We start from the raw sequence: 17,998 nt of genomic DNA on the forward strand, positions 1-17,998 counted from the left end.
TACTAAATTCAACAATAAAATAAGGAGTGATTGTGATGAAAGAGTACTTTAATAATGTATCTAAAATAAATTATGAAGGACCGGATTCGAAAAATCCTTACTCATTTAAATATTATAATCCTGATGAAGTAATTGGCGGAAAAAAGATGAGAGATCATTTAAGATTTTCAATGTCTTACTGGCATACATTAACTGCTAATGGAACTGATCAGTTTGGATCAGGAACAATGGTTAGACCATGGGACAATGTAAACGATAAAATGGAACTTGCTAAAGCAAGAATGGAAGCAGCGTTTGAATTTATGAACAAGCTAGATATAGATTATTTTTGCTTCCACGATAGAGATATAGCACCTGAAGGAAAAGACCTTGCAGAAACAAATAAAAATTTAGATGAAATAGTAGCAATGTGTAAGGACTTAATGAAAAAGAATAATAAAAAGTTATTATGGGGCACAGCTAACTTATTTAATAACCCAAGATTTGTACACGGTGCTGGAACTACATGTAATGCAAATGTTTATGCTTATTCAGCAGCACAGCTAAAAAAAGCAATAGAAGTTACAAATGAATTAGGTGGAGAAAACTATGTATTTTGGGGTGGAAGAGAAGGATATGAAACACTTCTAAATACTGACATGGGATTTGAAATGGACAACTTTGCTAGAATACTACAGATGGCAGTAGATTATGCAAAGAAAATAGGATTTAAAGGACAATTTCTTATAGAACCAAAACCAAAGGAGCCTACAAAACATCAGTATGATTTTGATGTAGCAACTGTTTTAGGATTCTTAAGAAAGTACAAGCTAGAAGATTACTTCAAGATAAATATTGAAGCAAATCATGCTACTTTAGCAGGACATACTTTTCAACATGAAATATGCTTAGCAAGAAATAATAATGCACTTGGAAGCTTAGATGCAAACCAGGGAGATCCACATCTTGGATGGGATACAGATCAATTTCCTACAAATGTGTACGATACGACATTATCAATGTACGAAGTACTTAAAAATGGAGGTATAGCACCAGGAGGATTGAACTTTGATGCAAAGGTAAGAAGAGCATCTTTTGAACCAGAAGATTTATTCTTAGCATATATAGCAGGAATGGATAGTTTCGCTAAAGGACTTAGAGTTGCATATAAATTATTACAAGATGCTCCTATTGAAAACTTTATTAAAGAAAGATATTCAAGTTTTTCTACAGGAATAGGTAAAGACATAGTAGACGGCAAAGTAGGATTTGATGAATTAGAAAAATATGCTTTGGAAAATAATGTTATAAATAATAAATCAGGAAGACAAGAATATTTAGAATCAGTAGTAAATCAATATATACTTGAGGATAAATAGAATTTAAAACATGTAGGGGTGGTTTTAAACTGCCTCTACTGAAATACCAATAATTTCATGAAAGAAGAGATTACTGTGAATTTTTTAGGAATTGATTTAGGAACTTCTTCTGTAAAGCTTATCATAATGAATGAAAAAGGTGAACTTTTAACTAGTGTATCTAAAGACTATGGTATAAGTTATCCTCAGGTCGGATGGGCAGAACAAAATCCTGATGATTGGTGGAATAGTACTAAAGATGGAATTAGAGAACTTATAAATAATCATAATATAAAACCGGAAACTATTAGAGGCATAAGTTTTAGTGGACAAATGCATGGACTTGTAATTCTTGACAATAAAAATAAGGTTTTAATGCCTGCTATATTGTGGTGTGATCAAAGGACACAAAAACAGTGTGATTACTTAAATAAAGAATTTGGCCAAGATAAACTTTCAAAGTATACTGGTAACATGGCCTTAACTGGTTTTACACTTCCCAAAGTACTTTGGGTTAAAGAAAATAAACCAGATATATATGCTAAAATAGCACATATGATGCTTCCTAAAGACTATATAAGTTTTAAACTTACCGGGAAATTTGCATCTGATGTGTCTGATGCTTCTGGAACAGTAATGTTTGATGTAAAAAATAGAAAATGGTCTAATGAAGTATTAGATTTACTTGAGATAAAAGAAGATGTTTTACCTAAAGTTTATGAATCCTATGAAGTTGTAGGTAATGTCTCAGAAGAAGTATCAAGTGAAACTGGACTATCAACATCTACAAAAGTAATAGCTGGAGCAGGTGACCAGGCAGCTGGAGCTATAGGTACTGGAACAGTTGATTCTGGAGTATTATCTGTAGCACTTGGAACATCTGGTGTTGTTTTTGCATCAAGTGAAAAGTTTTATGTAGATAAGGAAAATAGGCTTCATTCATTTTGCCATGCTAATGGAAAGTGGCATCAAATGGGTGTAATACTATCTGCAGCATCAAGCCTTAAATGGTGGGTTGATAATGTTAACTCAGATATAGGTGGAGATGTATTTGAAAAATTACTTTCAGAAGCAGAAAGTTCTCCTGTAGGAAGTAATAAGCTATTCTTTTCACCTTATTTAATAGGAGAGAGAACGCCTTATAACGATCCTTGTGCAAAGGGAAGTTTTATTGGATTAAATGTAACACATAAAAGAGGAGATATGACAAGATCCATTTTGGAAGGAGTATCTTTTGCTCTTAGAGATTCGCTTGAAATACTTAAAAATTTAAATGTTGATATGAAGGAAGTAAGAATAAGTGGTGGAGGTTCTAAGAGTAAGCTTTGGAGACAGATAATTGCAGATGTTTTCAACTTAAATGTAAGTATTATAAATTCAAAGGAAGGTCCAGCTTATGGTGCAGCAATACTTGCGGCAGTTGGATGCAAACTTTTTAATTCAGTAGATGAAGCATGTAAAGCTTTGATAAAGACAACGGATAAAATACAGCCTATAAGAGAAAATGTTGAAAAGTATAATAAATTATATAAAGTTTATTCATCTTTATATAGTTGTTTAAAAGACAAGTTTAAGGAAATAGATAACTTATCTATATAAGTAGATTTTATTATTATGGGGATTGTGAAAGAAATTTTTGGCTATATAAATTAAAATAGGAGATGGGTTTAATGAATGTAAAAATTAATAGTGCGATGGTATACATTTTTGGTGCACTTGGCGGCCTTTTGTTTGGTTATGATACTGGAGTTATTTCAGGAGCAATCTTATTTATCCAAAAACAAATGAGTCTTGATTCATGGCAGCAAGGGTGGGTTGTTAGTGCTGTATTAGTAGGAGCCGTTCTTGGAGCTGCAATTATTGGACCAATGTCAGATAGGTATGGACGTAGAAAGTTGATCTTATTATCAGCAGTTATTTTCTTTATTGGAGCAATTGGATCAGCATTTTCAACAGGATTTAGTACACTTATTATATCCCGTATTATTCTTGGTATGGCAGTTGGTTCTGCATCAGCATTAATTCCAACATACCTAGCAGAATTATCACCTGCTGAAAAACGTGGATCTATGTCAAGTTTATTTCAATTAATGGTTATGAGTGGAATTTTATTAGCTTATATTACTAACTACAGTTTCTCAGGTTTATATACTGGTTGGCGCTGGATGCTTGGCTTTGCGGCTATCCCATCTGCAATACTTTTCTTAGGTGCTCTTGTATTACCAGAAAGTCCACGTTATTTAGTTAAGGATGGAAAGCTTGATAAAGCTAAAGAAGTTTTGGATCAGATGAATGAACATAATCAAAAAGCTGTTGATGCTGAGCTTGTTGAGATTAAGAAACAAGCTGAAATTAAAAGTGGTGGACTTAGCGAACTATTGAGTAAATTTGTTCATCCAGCATTGGTTATTGCTGTTGGCTTAGCTATTTTCCAACAAGTTATGGGTTGTAATACAGTTCTCTACTATGCACCAACTATTTTTACTGCTGTTGGTTTTGGTGTTCAAGCAGCTTTACTTGCTCACATAGGAATTGGAATTTTTAATGTTATCGTTACAGCTGTAGCTGTTGCTATTATGGATAAAATTGATCGTAAAAAGATGTTGATTTACGGCGGCCTTGGAATGGGTGTCTCTTTATTAATTATGAGCTTCTCAATGAAATTGTCTAATGGCTCATTTATTGGTTCAATTATTTGTGTTATTGCATTAACCGTTTACATTGCTTTCTTCTCAGCTACCTGGGGACCTGTAATGTGGGTTATGATTGGTGAAGTATTCCCATTAAACATTCGTGGATTAGGTAATTCATTTGGCAGTGTAGTTAACTGGGCTTCTAATGCAGTAGTGTCATTAACATTTCCAACATTATTAAGTTTCTTTGGCACTGGTAATTTGTTCATAGGTTATGGTGTTGTTTGTTTTGCAGCAATTTGGTTTGTTCATTACAAAGTGTTTGAAACACGTAATCGATCACTTGAAGAAATTGAAACTACTCTTAGAGTACGTGCTGGTGAACAAGGAAAGAAAGTTAGTTAAAAAGATTATTTAAATTGTTTATTAACTACAATTTTAGGTGTTGATGTGGAAAATCATCAGCACCCATTTTATATAAACAGAAAAAACTCCACCTGAAACCAAGAACTCTGTTTATAACGTTTACTTAAAAATGATATACATTAATGATATAATTAAATTATTATAGCTACAATTTCAAATTTGATTGGTGGTACTAAGATGAGTAGATTAAAATCAGTGGATCAAGAGACAATAAGAATATTAAATCAGAAAAAAATATTGAACTTGCTATATAGAAATAATAAACTTACAAAGCAGGAAATATCCCAAAGGCTTAATATAAGCATTCCAACAGTTATAAGTAACAGCAATGAACTTATAGAACAGGGTTTTTTGGAGGAAGCTGGAGTTGCAAAGTCAACTGGTGGCAGAAAGCCTACAATTCTTAAATTCCTGCCGGACAGCAGATATTCTTTTGGAGTGTGGATTACAAAAGATAAGGTGAAAATTATACTTACAAATTTGAATTTTAAAATAATACATGAAATAGACTTTAGTATGCCGGAAAAGTTATATGATTTTACTGATGTGATTTGTAAAACGGCAGAGGCTATTGAATATTTGGTGAATAATTTTAATATTTCACCGGATAAAATACTTGGAATAGGATTTTCCTTACCTGGTACGGTAAATGAAAAAGAACTTCTATTAAAAAATGTACCTAATTTGGGATTTAAAAATGTATCATTCAAAAAATTTGAGGACTATTTCAAGTTTCCTATTTTTATAGAAAACGAAGCAAATGCATCAGCTTATGCAGAGACATTTATTAATTTTAACGATGTAAAAAATAGTCTTGTTTTTATATCCATTACAGAAGGTATTGGAACAGGTGTAGTTATAGCAAACAACGTATATAAGGGATTTAATAAACGTGCAGGTGAATTTGGACACATGACTATCGTAAAGGATGGTAAAAGGTGTAATTGTGGAAGAAAAGGGTGTTGGGAGCTATATGCTTCTAAAAAGGCACTACTTGGTGCATACAGGGAAGCATTTGATGACGTACATGGAAACTTGGATGATTTTTTAAAGAAAAGTGAAATGGATTTAAAAGCAAAAACAGTATTAGATACATATATCGATTTTTTAGCTGAAGGCATTAAAAATATAATATTGACATTAGATCCTAAAAATATCCTTATAGGTGGTGAGATATTTCCCTATAAGGATTTCATAGAAAAAGAACTAATTAAAAAGATATTTACGGATAACAGCTTTTATGATGAAAGTCAGTGCAATGTGATGTTTTCAAATCTGGGGGAAAATGCAGCTGTATATGGGGCAGCACTTTTGCCTATGGAAAATATATTTTTCCTAAATGACAATGTATTATGATATATTGGATTTAAACGGTTGTATATATGTAAAGTTACATAATTTAAAAGATCATAAAATTAGAAATGCTGTGATATGGAAACCACAGCATTTCTAATTTTATATATTTACTCAACTTTAGTACATATAAAATTTTGACTTAATATAAGAAAATTACGACGCAAAGCTTTTGAAAATAACAAAGTTCAAATAACAAAGAACAGATAAAGATGATTTCCCTCGTACCTCAGGAAATCTATAATTTTAATATTTCATGACGTTAGGAAGAAAATTATCCTTATTTGATATTTGAACTTTGAACCTTGTTCTTTAAAAAATTGCTTGGCAAAGTTTTTAAACTGCGAAAGTTAAGGTATTTATTATATGTTCTAAATGTACGTTTATTTTTTAGAAGCTTATTAAAATTAATAAAATATTAAATTCCGCCAATTGATATTGATATATAATATAAATTTACTCATAATAAAGTATATATCATATAACTCTTAAAAAGAAGGTATAAAGATGAGAGATGAAGTATTGTTACTGGATAATGTTACAAAAACAATAAAGGGCAGGAAGATAATTAAAGGAATAAGTTTTTCAATGAAGCAGGGAGAAGTAATGGGATTTTTAGGCCCTAATGGAGCAGGAAAATCAACGACACTTCGTATGATAGTAGGACTGTCAAAGCCTACTTCCGGAAAAATTGATATATGTGGATACTCTATAACTAAAAATTATGTAAAAGCTATGTCAAATGTGGGATGTATTATAGAAGGACCTGATTTATATAACTATATGAGTGGAATTGATAATTTAAAGATGCTGGCATCCATGAGTAGAGATGTTACAGAAAAGGATATAATAAATGTAGTAGATTTGGTAGGTTTGAAGAATAGAATTAAAGACAAAGTAAGTACATATTCTCTTGGAATGAAACAGAGGCTTGGAATTGCACAGGCTTTAATGCATAATCCAAAACTTCTCATTTTAGATGAACCAACTAATGGACTTGATCCATCTGGAATAAGTGAACTTAGAAACTTAGTAAAGCAATTGGCAAGTGAAAAAAATATTTCTGTACTTGTATCAAGTCATATTATTTCTGAAATAGAGCTTATGTGTGATAAAGTAACCATAATTAAAAATGGGGAAACAGTTTTGAAAAGTGCAGATGTAGATAAATTATTAAATAATCAGGGGGTCTTCTGGGTTTTAAGTGACAATGAAAAAGGAAGAAAAATTTTAGAAGAAAGTTGGAAGGTTAAAGGCAATATAGTTGAAGAAAGGCTTGAAGCAAATGTCTCTTTAGAAAAGCTTCAAGAGATAAATTCCTACTTTGTAGAACGAGGACTTATGATAAAGTATGTTGACAACAAAAACAAGACACTAGAAGATTTGTTTTTGAATCTGACAGAGGGAAATCAAATTGTTTAATTGGGAGGCATAAAATTTGATAAGATTAATTGAAAATGAAGTACTTAAGATGCTTTCAAAAAAGAAACTAGTTCTTATTTCTATAATTTTACTTGTACTCGTATCTCTTTTTTGTTATGGAGAAAATGCATCATATAAACATACAATAATGAGATTTTCAGGTACACCGGGACAAACTCAAAATTATAATTGGAAGTCAATGGTGAATCAGCAGATACTATATTTAAAAAATACTATGAACAGCCAATACATAAAAGAGGACAGAAAAAATTCAATAAATATTCAAATTGAACAGTTGCAGTATTATATAAATCACAATATAAACCCAATAACTCCAACTAGTGCAAAATTTACTATTGATTTTATGGATGAGGCAATCTATTTGTTTTTACCACTGCTCATAATTATATTAGCAGGAGATGCTGTTTCTGGAGAATTTTCCTCCAAAACAATAAAGGTATTGTTAACTAGGGCTGTTCCAAGGTGGAAGATACTACTTAGCAAGTACATTGGAGTTTTGATTTTATCCTGTATAGTAATTTTAGAGTCAGCGCTTATGTGTGTAATAATATCAAGCTTTGTATTTCACAGTGGTGGATGGAATGAGCCTATGGCAACGGGATTTAAAGTCATAGGAAATAAGCTGGATTCATCAAATGTAATAAGAATTTACCAGTGGCAGTATGCTATCTTAGTATATTCACTTGGATGGTTTGTTTCTGTAAATATTGCAACTTTATCTTTTATGATTTCTGTAATAGTGAGAAATACTGTCACATCTGTGGGTATAATGCTAGCAACTTTAATAGGAGGGGGATTCCTCCAGATGTTTTTGCAGGATTGGCCGCTGATTAAATATTTCTTTGCTGTAAATTTGAATTTAACACAGTATTTAACGGCATCTTACCAGCCTGTTTCTGGGATGAACCTTTCTTTTTCTGCATCAGTGCTGTGTTTATGGTCAATTGCATCTTTAGTTATAAGTTTCAATGTATTTGAAAAACAGGATGTATTGGTTTAGAGGTAGGGGGGGAAAATGCAATGCACAAAAAAGTAAAATTTACGATTTTATCTATTATTGCATTTATATTTACAATAGTATTTGCAGCAGGATTTGCATATTCTATTAGTATTACTAATGCATCTGGCAGCACCAGTAGTAAAGTTACAAATAAGGGAAGTGAGAATAAAGCTGTGGATACTAAAATAAAGAAATTGAACAGTAATTCCTATAATATTTTAGTTATGGGCGATTCATTGGCAAGAGGGACCGGGGATGAAACTAATAGTGGATTTGCAAATGATTTTTCTAAGCTTTGGAAAAATAAAACTAAAAAACCTATAGACGTTACCAACATTGCCGTTAATGGTGATGTATCTTCTGGACTTTTAAATATAGTAAAAAGTAAGCAGACCCTACAGTATATACAGGATTCAAATATGATTTTTATTTCTATTGGTGGAAATGAAATAAAAAATTTTAAAAATTCAAGTACAGTTTCCTCTGCTGTTCAGACAGATAGCTTAAAGACAGTTGAAAGTAAGTACATGAAAAATCTGTCAAATGTTCTTAAATTGATAAGAGGAAGAAATCAGAATAGTATAATTGTGTTTATTGGATTATATAATCCTTTTGGAAATGAGTTAACTGAAGATAAATTGGAACTTCTAAATGAGTGGAATTACAAAACAGATCAACTTGTATCATTAGATGATAATGCTGTATATGTCCCTACATATGACCTTTTTAAATATAATTCTGGAAATTATCTTGCTGCAGATAATTTCCATCCTAATTCTGTAGGCTATGAGGCTATTTCAAAAAGAATGTTTGAAGCATTAAAGAATTATCAATAGTTATAAATTGTTAACAATATTGACACCTAAATGAAACAATTATTTAGTAATATAAGTCAATGAAACAATATGTTACAAAAAAAATTAAATAACGGTAAAATTAAATTTGTAATATAACCGTTAAAGACAGAAGTGGAGATAAATTATTATGAAAATTAGAAATAAAACTGGATTAAAGAAATCAAAAAAGATTTCTGTTTCAAAAACTTTGAATGCTGCTGCTTTAGTTGTGGCAATTCTTGGAATTGCATCATTGGTTAATAATATTTATTTGTTTAGAAAAGCTGTTACTCAATATGTGGCTCAAGGATATCCTGCTGCTACTGTTACTAAACAGCTTCTTTCATCACAATTGCTTCCAGGAATATTTGAACCAATTGCCCTATATGGGGGTATTTCAATTGTTTTATTAGCTGTTAGTATGATAAATAAAAAAGTTTCAAAATGCTTAGAATTATTAACTCCAGCTGAAGTTTGTCATGAAAATACAGGTAATGACATTAATGCTGCTAGTAATGATGTTGAAGCTGGTGATCATAGTATTCATACTGATGATAAGGAAAACAGTGATAATGAAGAAAAACATAATCAATTACAAGACTTAAAAGAACCTAGAAAAGCTTGATTAAAATAAATTTGATCTATAATTTACAAAATATACCCTATAAACAGAGTTCCTGGCATCAGATGGAGTTTTAGCTCCAACTGATGCTTAGAAATCGTTATCCAGGGACGTAGCTGCTCTTTACTCCCACTTGGAGAAAAGCAGATATCCCAAATCTTTGATTTGGTGATAGTCGCTTTCACAGAGTGCGTGGGAGTATTAGAGCAGGTAATCATCGGATAAAGTAGCCTCTTAAAAGGCTTGCTTATAGGGTATATTTGTTCATGTTAATATAAATACATAGAGCTTAATAATCGCCTCTTCCCTGGCTATCTACATTAACTTTTACATTAACTTGTATATTAGAATTGCTTATTACTTTATTCCAATCTGTACCTGTTTCTCTGCCGTATTTAGCAGCAGCCACCCTACCCAGGTCTAAAACATCAACTTTATATTGACTTTTTATTTTATTTATAGTATTATCACACATTTCCTTAACTGAACTTTCCATACTTTGTTCAAATTCCTTCGTTTCTTTTAAATCTTTATACATATTATTATATAATTCATTATCTATCACAGTACCCTTTAAATCCAAATTTATTATAAAATTATATTTGCCATTCTCCTTGTAACACTTAACTTTTCTCTTAGAAGTTGCATAAAAATCCGTATACTTTTTTGAATTCTGTTGTAATGTTACAATACCTTTTACCTTGTCTTCTTTTAACAGACTTATAATTTTAGCTTCTTTCATGTTTGTTCTTGCGACCATCTTATCCTTATTAAATATGGCTAAACCTGTCGTCTTAATTCCATCTTCCATAATCTCTATATACGGTAGTATTGTATTTCTACCCTCTGCATCTATTCTAACTATAACATCCATTATGGTGCACTGTGAAGAAAGGAAATTAAAATCACCCAAGTTTTTTACCATTCCATAAATATATTCTGCAGAACTAGAATATCCCTGCACTTTATGCTTTAATATGTTTTCGGATTTTCCTTTACACACTACACATACTGACCTATCATTCAAACTCGGATTATTGAGATTTATATCTATAATGTTTTTAATTCCATTTCTAGATGTTTCTTCACTAAATAAAAATACCCTATTAAGACCTAATAAAAATTTTTTACCTGATATCAATTGTCTTTCTTCTCTTGTTTTTCCTATAGTTGAACCATGGCTTGGTATCACATAACTTACTACTTTATTACCACTTTCTATTGAATGTATAAGCACTGGTACAAGATAAGTAATATCTGAACCATTTTTTTGTATATCATTTCCAATTGCAGAAGGTATATCTAAATTTTCAACAACTTCTCCTTTTGTTCCTATAAAAGATATTAAAAAAATTAATATAATTGAGACTAGCATAAAAACCTTACTTTTTTTCAAAATTATCACCTTTTTTAAAACTTATTAAAATTGCTATTAATGAAACAAAAATCAAATTGTATATCAAATAAATTGACAGTATCATATCTGTATAGTGCATCCTTCCAATAGGATTTTCATATAAACCCGATAAATATAGAATTATAGGATATAAAATTATAGTAAATGCTTGAGGTGACACCTTCTTTACAACTCTATTCAAACCATAAGAAGCACAAAAATAATAAATAGACAAACACCTTAATGCTACCAATGCCCATAATGATATGAATATGTACCTAAAACTATTAATAATAGGTATGCTTATACTATCAGCTAATGTCAGCATTGGCCATAAATATTTAGGTGAAATTTCTATACCCAAATAATATATAGTTAAAAAAGCAGACCATGTATAAATGAACATAGTGACTACAATACCTATAGTTCCACATTTTAGTAATTTTTTCTTATCCTGCAAAAAAGGATAAATAAAAAATATAATTTCGCCGCCGGCATAAAAATAGGCTGTTTCTTTTGAAGCTTTTAATATATTTCTAAAACCAGAACCAAATACAGGCATTAAGTTTAAATAACTTCCATATCTCAAAGTTGCACTAGGTACAAAAACTAATATTATAGTTATATAGAAAATCACCTGGCACAATCTTGCGAGAGGTTTCATACCTTTATAAGATACATAAGCTATAACAGCCAATACAGCTAAAAATATTTGATATTCTTTTAAAAATGGTGTAGAATACACTTTGAATACATTAGATAATCCTGCAAGTTCTGTAGTCCCTACAAATATAAAAAATAATACAAATACAAAATTTAAAATGCTTCCTAAAATTTTGCCAAAACACTTTCTACCAAGAGTAAATATATCATCATTAGGAAATTTCTTACACACATAGTTTGCTAAAATTAATGTATACAATGGGTATAATGCTCCTATTATGCAACTCATCCATCCATCTTGTTTAGCATCTTTTATAACTGCATTAGGTAAATACAACATTCCAATACCTGTAAAAATTGAAATCAAAAGAATTGTAAATTCACTTGGTGTTATAAGTGTGTTTTGAGTTTTATTCATTTATTTTTCCCCCTAATCTTTTGTCTTAAGGGATTGACATTAGGTATAATTTTAGGTCTTTCCTTCATATTCTTTACAGGAGTTCTTATAAAAGTATCTTTCATATCACCTTTATTAAACTCAAAATATGGCACTCCAAAGTTTTCAAATGCACAAAGATATGATAATATAAAAAACCATCCTATAATTATTCCAAGTATACCAAGCCAATTTGAAAGTATAAGCATAGGATAAGAAAGAATTCTTATTGCAATTGACATTTGATAATTTGATATTACAAAAGAAGCAACTGTGGAAATACCAGCAACAAATAGTGTAGAAGAACTTACAATTTTAGCTTTAATAGCAGCATCTCCTATAATAATACCCCCAACTAGACTAAGAGTTTGGCCAATTTTACCAGGAAGTCTTAATCCACCTTCTCTTAAAAGTTCTATAGTCAAATTCATACCTAAAAGTGACATAAATGGTGTAAGTGCTATTCCTTTTCTAGCTGCAATAAGTGACTCTATATATTCAACGGGTATGAGTTCAGCATTAAATTTAGTAAGAGTTATATAAATTGCTGGAGCAGTTATTACTATAAAAGCAGCTATAAATCTTATTATTCTGATAAAAACAGTTTGGACTGTCCTTCCATAATAATCTTCTGTTGTTTGAAAAAATTCTATAAACGTAGTTGGGTATGTTGTAACATATGGAGTTCCTTCTAATAAAAAAGCTATCCTGCCTTCCATTAAAGCAGCTTCTATTATATCTGGTCTTTCACTACCTATAGTCTGTGGAAATACACTATAAGAATGTTCTTCTATAAGTTGTTCAATTATACTATTTGTAGATACAAAATCCTTATCTATTTTACTTATTTTTTCTTCTATACTCTTTAAAAATTCTTTATCAACTATATCATCAATATACATAATTACAAAATTACTTTGGCTTCTTCTTCCTAATTTAAACTTATGTAAAGTTAATTTTTTATCTTTTATCCTTCTTCTGAGTATACTTATATTGGTTTCAATATTTTCTACAAATCCTTCCCTTGGACCTCTCAGCGAGACATCATTAATTGGTTCTGAGATCTGCCTGTACATACCACCTGTCGTATCTACTACAATAAAGTTTGAAATACCATCAATTACTATTACAGTTTTTCCACTATTTATGTCATCTGGAAGCTTATTTATATCGGTTTCTATAATCGTATTACTTGCAGAAATATACTTTTTGCATAAGTAGTCATCTAGATTCTTAATAGTTGATATATCCTCGTGTATGTGGAGCATTAGGGGATTTAGTATATCTCTATCTATAATATTTTTATCTGTTTGAGCATTCAGATAGATGACAGCGGCTGTTAAACTATTCTTATCTCCGATAAATATGTATTTTATCACCAGTTCAGATTTATTACCAATTAAATTTTTTATATTATTAATGTTAGAATCAATTGTAGGTTCTTTATTCTGCACATTTATTCACCTCCGCATTAATAATATAATTAGTATGCTCTTTTTTTTAATATTTATCCCATGATTACTCGTGAGGATACCCCTACACGATTGATTTATAAGAATTTAACTAGATAAGTTAATTAAATATTATAAAAATTGTACAAAAAAAACCGGAAGCCTTTAGGCTTCTGGTTTTTTTATAGAATAAAGTAGATTAAAAATCAACCTTTTTACCATAATAGATATATTCTAACAACTTTTTCATTTCAGCATCATTTATACTTCTAGGGTTTGCTCCAGTGCAGGCATCTAATACGGCATTGTGAGCTATAAAATCTTCATTATCTTTAAGGTCTTTTTCATCTATTCCGTAATCTTTTAATGTTAAAGGAATATCCATACTTTTGTTCATGCTTTTAATCATGTTAGTTAATGAATCTACTAATTCATCATCAGTATTTCCTGGAAGTTTAAGACTTCTAGCTATTTCCGCATATCTTTGTGCACAAGCTTTTTTATTAAAATCTATAACATAAGGAAGATATATTGCATTGGCACATCCGTGAGGAATATGGAATACTGCACCTGTTTTATGTGCTAAGCTGTGGGTTATTCCAAGAAGGGCATTTGAAAATGCCATTCCAGCTAAACATTGAGCTAAATGCATTTGATTTCTGGCTTCTTTGTCTTCCTGATAAGACTTAATTAAATATTGATTTATCATAACTATAGCTTGAATAGCAAGTGGATCTGAGAAAGGTGAATGAAGTCCTGCAACGTATGCTTCGATAGCGTGAGTAAGTGCATCCATTCCAGTATGTGCAGTTAATTTAGGAGGCATTGTTTGAGCTAATGCTGGATCGATTATAGCTATGTCTGGTGTTAAATTAAAGTCAGCTAAAGGATATTTAATCTTAGCCTTATAATCTGTTATTACAGAAAATGCTGTTACTTCTGTTGCAGTACCACTTGTAGAAGGTATAGCTATAAATGTTGCTTTTTGTCTTAATTTAGGAAGGCCGAAAGGAACTACAGCTTCTTTAAAAGTAAACTCAGGGTATTCATAGAATATCCACATGGCTTTTGCTGCATCAATTGGGGAACCTCCGCCTATTGATACTATTAAATCTGGTTCATATTCTCGCATTACTTTAGCACCATTCATAACAGTTTCTACAGATGGATCTGGCTCAACGCCTTCTATTAATTTTGATTCAATACCTGCTTCTTTCAAGTATTCTACTACCTTATCAAGGAATCCAAATCTTTTCATGGATCCTCCACCTACGACAATAACAGCTTTTTTTCCATCTAGGTTTTTCAAGGTCTCTAATGAATTTTCTCCAAAATAAATGTCTCTTGGTAAAGTAAATCTTGCCATTTTTATCCTCCTTGTAAGTACATAAAGTATTTTTTAAAAAGATTGTTAAAATATTATCTAACTGATTATACTATACTTATCTGGATTATGCAAATCAGTTTTGGTAATATTTTGTTATATTTTAGGACGCATACCTTTGTAAATCTTAAACTATTGATAAGCATATTTTTATTATGTGGAGTAGAAAATAAAAATATACCGTATTATAAGGTAAAAACGGTATATTTTTATGGTTAGTATTTTCTCATATAGTAGCTGGAAAAACGAGCTATTAAACTAATTTTCTGTTAAATATATTTGAAAGACCAGTATTTTTAATTCTATTTTGTATTTCTTCTCTGTCTATGGAATATAGGCCTTTTTCTTTCATTCTGTTAAAAAATTCTGCACCAGCAAAAGTATACCTATTTTTTCTTCCTTCCTTAGTGTGTATTTTGGAAGTTGCATAGCTTATGATATCTCCAATAGCTATATTAGTTGGAAGTGATAGGGTAGAAATATTAAGAGCACATCTTACTGCATTATGACCGGCAAGGGACCCTGTACATATAGCTTCTGTGTGACCTACAAAGAGACCACTTTTTTCTCCGCCGCAAAATAAGTTGTCTATGCCATTTACTTTTAAGTCCACGGAAACGGGTGCTATGGAAAGGTATCTTATAGAATTCCCTTTGCCTCCAGAATAGGGATCTATAAATTTGACATTTTCTAGTCCTGGTATTTTCCTCAATTTTTCTAATGGATAATAAGATGTCATTAGCTTTACGTGCCCTGTATCTAGAAGTATTACATTTTGTGCAAATTCTTTTAAAGCATACTGCTGACATACTTTAGCCTTTAATTTATCCATATTTACATCTTCTTCTGGAACTTTAAGTACTACTGCACCTTTTTCTTCAATTTCGTGTAAGAGATTTTTATCTATAGTATCTTTAGCAAGTTTACAAGAACCGCTGAAAGCTCCATAAGTTCCATCTAATCTCTCGCCGTGAAGATCTTCTACTCCAGCACATTTGCTTATGCTTATCCTAGGCCCGAAGGAAGGACATCTAAGTATGCACATGGAACAGCCATTACCATATTTTATACAGTTTCCCATAGGACCTGTGGAACCTGTAGTCTCAACAAAGGCATCTGCTTCTTCATAATCTCCATTTGAAGTATATATACCTTTTATTTTAGTCCCTTCCATTTTTACATCCACTACTCTTGATATTAGCTTTAGTTTTATGCCTTTACTTAAAATATATTTTCTAACAGCTGGTTCGATTTTATTTACATCATAGAGCCAAGCATGAACATGGTTTATAGTATTGCAGCAGGTTTAGGAAATACTAGGATGAAACTTGTGGGTTTTTTCACTTCCCCATAGGTAAACATCAATATCACCTGTATTGCCATTCCAATAGATTTTGTCAATTATGTTTTCTAAGATGAGCCTTTTAATTGACATATCTTTTATTAGGACAAAGGATGAATTGAACTTTTCTAAGGCTTTTTCTATTATATCTAGATCTACATTTTCTTCTTCAATATTTTTAGACTTGTCTAATTTCAAATTTAAATCCTTTATTGTTTTTGCTAAATTTTCTATTTTATTTAGGATAAATTCAGAAGCAGGGGAGTCATCTGCATTTATATTTGATAATTGTTGCAATAATGTGTTCATTTGGTTACTTTTATCTTCAACTTCTCTTTTTAGCATTTCAACAAAATTATTTTTAATAGAAGAAGATGATTCATTTTTATGACATTGTAGTTCTTTTAAAAGCTTATTTATGTCTAGTCTTTTAATATTTTCAGCAATAGCTTTTTCAATTTTTGAACCGTTGGCATTAGGGTTAGCACATCTGCTTTTTCCAGAATGGGCTTTCATTGTACACACATAATAGTAAGCTCTTTTATTTTCATTTTTTTTAGATCTTCCGTAAGAGACACGCATGGGTGCACCACACAAAGCACACTTTAATATTCCAGATAACAAAGATTTTTTAGATGTTCCCTGTCTTGGATTAGATTTTTTTTTATTTTTATCTAATTGAAATTGTACTTCTAGCCAGGTAGAACTTTCAATAATTCCTTTATGCTTGGCAACTGCAGCAATCCACTCATTTGTAGTTCTAGTTATATATTTTGAATTGCGTTTATTATATGTAATGATTCCATTGCCATTAGGTATGCCGCAGGCAGTTATACCTAAGCTTTTTAAATATTTAAAAACCGAATCGTTTGATTTGACATAAACAGGATTTCTAAGGATATCATTTATTGACATAGATGAAAAGTCTCCACCATTTTTTCCTTTTATGTTATTAGTAAGTAGATATTTAAGAACTAAGGATATAGAACCAAATTCCATGTACTTACTATATATCAATTTAACTTTATCCAATTCTTTTTTTATAGGAGAAAGTTTATGCATAGATTTTTGTTTCATTTCAGAGTTATAATAAGTTACTTTCTTAGAATTGAAGCCAAGGGGAGTTTGGCCTCCAAGCCAGCGGCCGGATTTTGCAAGTTCTAACATATTGTCTCGAACACGTTCTGCAATAGTTTCGCGCTCTAACTGTGCAAATACAGAAGCTATATATACCATGGCTTTACCCATAGGGGTACTTGTATCAAACTGCTCTTTTACACTTACAAAAGATATATTATGCTTCTGTAATAATTCTAATGTAGTAGAAAAATCAGCAACATTTCTACTAATCCTGTCTAACCTGTAGCATATTAAAAAATTAAATTTTTCTTTTCTAGCATCCTTTAAAAGTTCTTGAAATCTAGGCCTATTTGTATTGCCTCCAGAAAAACCTTCATCTTCATATATTATAAAATTGCTTATTTTCAAATTATTCTTTGCATATTCTTTGCATATTTGTACCTGATTTTCTATAGACTCACCTTTGCATGTAAACGTGGATTTTCTGCTGTATATAGCTGCTATCATTTTTTAAAATCACATCCTCAAAAATTAATATAGTCCTCTATTAAATTACATGGCTTTAATTAACTTTTTATTCCTTTTTAAATTAAAAA

General features: G+C 30.8%; 13 protein-coding genes and 1 pseudogene. 8 read left to right on the top strand and 6 right to left on the bottom strand.

The window, feature by feature from the left end; all coding sequences use genetic code 11:
- Positions 1-35: 35 nt before the first annotated feature.
- The 8 genes from xylA (at position 36) to B5S50_RS20055 (ending at position 9,653) form a co-directional block, all read left to right on the top strand.
- The gene (gene xylA / locus B5S50_RS20020) at positions 36-1,358 is read left to right on the top strand and encodes a xylose isomerase (protein WP_013238479.1); all 1,323 of its coding nucleotides are present in this window, start codon (positions 36-38) and stop codon (positions 1,356-1,358) included.
- A gap of 75 nt (positions 1,359-1,433) precedes the next feature.
- Positions 1,434-2,936: a xylulokinase gene (gene xylB, locus B5S50_RS20025; protein ID WP_217302676.1), complete on the top strand. Its 1,503-nt coding sequence runs from the start codon at positions 1,434-1,436 to the stop codon at positions 2,934-2,936.
- A 71-nt stretch (positions 2,937-3,007) separates the two neighbouring features.
- On the top strand, positions 3,008-4,375 hold the full coding sequence (locus B5S50_RS20030) for a sugar porter family MFS transporter (RefSeq protein ID WP_217302677.1): 1,368 nt from the start codon (positions 3,008-3,010) through the stop codon (positions 4,373-4,375).
- 198 nt (positions 4,376-4,573) lie between these two features.
- Positions 4,574-5,752: an ROK family transcriptional regulator gene (locus B5S50_RS20035; protein ID WP_065076504.1), complete on the top strand. Its 1,179-nt coding sequence runs from the start codon at positions 4,574-4,576 to the stop codon at positions 5,750-5,752.
- Between the two features lie 504 nt (positions 5,753-6,256).
- Positions 6,257-7,171: an ABC transporter ATP-binding protein gene (locus B5S50_RS20040; protein WP_217302678.1), complete on the top strand. Its 915-nt coding sequence runs from the start codon at positions 6,257-6,259 to the stop codon at positions 7,169-7,171.
- A gap of 16 nt (positions 7,172-7,187) precedes the next feature.
- Positions 7,188-8,192, top strand: coding sequence for an ABC transporter permease (locus B5S50_RS20045; protein ID WP_217302679.1), 1,005 nt, complete (start codon positions 7,188-7,190; stop codon positions 8,190-8,192).
- Positions 8,193-8,212: 20 nt separating this feature from the next.
- Entirely contained in the window at positions 8,213-9,028 is an 816-nt protein-coding gene (locus B5S50_RS20050) for an SGNH/GDSL hydrolase family protein (protein ID WP_217302680.1), read from the top strand.
- Between the two features lie 148 nt (positions 9,029-9,176).
- Positions 9,177-9,653: a hypothetical protein gene (locus B5S50_RS20055; RefSeq protein WP_254306637.1), complete on the top strand. Its 477-nt coding sequence runs from the start codon at positions 9,177-9,179 to the stop codon at positions 9,651-9,653.
- Positions 9,654-9,939: 286 nt separating this feature from the next.
- Here the strand turns inward: B5S50_RS20055 and B5S50_RS20060 are convergent, their stop codons facing one another.
- The 6 genes and pseudogenes from B5S50_RS20060 to B5S50_RS20085 form a co-directional block, all read right to left on the bottom strand.
- Positions 9,940-11,055: a Ger(x)C family spore germination protein gene (locus B5S50_RS20060; protein ID WP_368041493.1), complete on the bottom strand. Its 1,116-nt coding sequence runs from the start codon at positions 11,053-11,055 to the stop codon at positions 9,940-9,942.
- On the bottom strand, positions 11,033-12,127 hold the full coding sequence (locus B5S50_RS20065; protein WP_217302681.1) for a GerAB/ArcD/ProY family transporter: 1,095 nt from the start codon (positions 12,125-12,127) through the stop codon (positions 11,033-11,035). Before B5S50_RS20065 ends, B5S50_RS20060 begins: the two co-directional genes overlap by 23 nt.
- Positions 12,124-13,599, bottom strand: a complete 1,476-nt coding sequence (locus B5S50_RS20070; protein ID WP_217302682.1) for a spore germination protein — start codon at positions 13,597-13,599, stop codon at positions 12,124-12,126. Before B5S50_RS20070 ends, B5S50_RS20065 begins: the two co-directional genes overlap by 4 nt.
- A 196-nt stretch (positions 13,600-13,795) precedes the next feature.
- A complete protein-coding gene (locus B5S50_RS20075) occupies positions 13,796-14,962 on the bottom strand; it encodes an iron-containing alcohol dehydrogenase (protein WP_217302683.1) in 1,167 nt (388 codons plus the stop codon).
- Between the two features lie 271 nt (positions 14,963-15,233).
- Positions 15,234-16,265, bottom strand: a pseudogene (locus B5S50_RS20080) (FAD-dependent oxidoreductase); the annotation flags it as partial.
- 21 nt (positions 16,266-16,286) lie between these two features.
- A complete protein-coding gene (locus tag B5S50_RS20085; protein ID WP_217302684.1) occupies positions 16,287-17,909 on the bottom strand; it encodes a recombinase family protein in 1,623 nt (540 codons plus the stop codon).
- Between the last annotated feature and the right edge of the window lie 89 nt (positions 17,910-17,998).

The sequence above is a fragment of the Clostridium sp. 001 genome, from assembly GCF_019056555.1.
Taxonomy (GTDB): Bacteria; Bacillota; Clostridia; order Clostridiales; family Clostridiaceae; genus Clostridium_B; species Clostridium_B ragsdalei.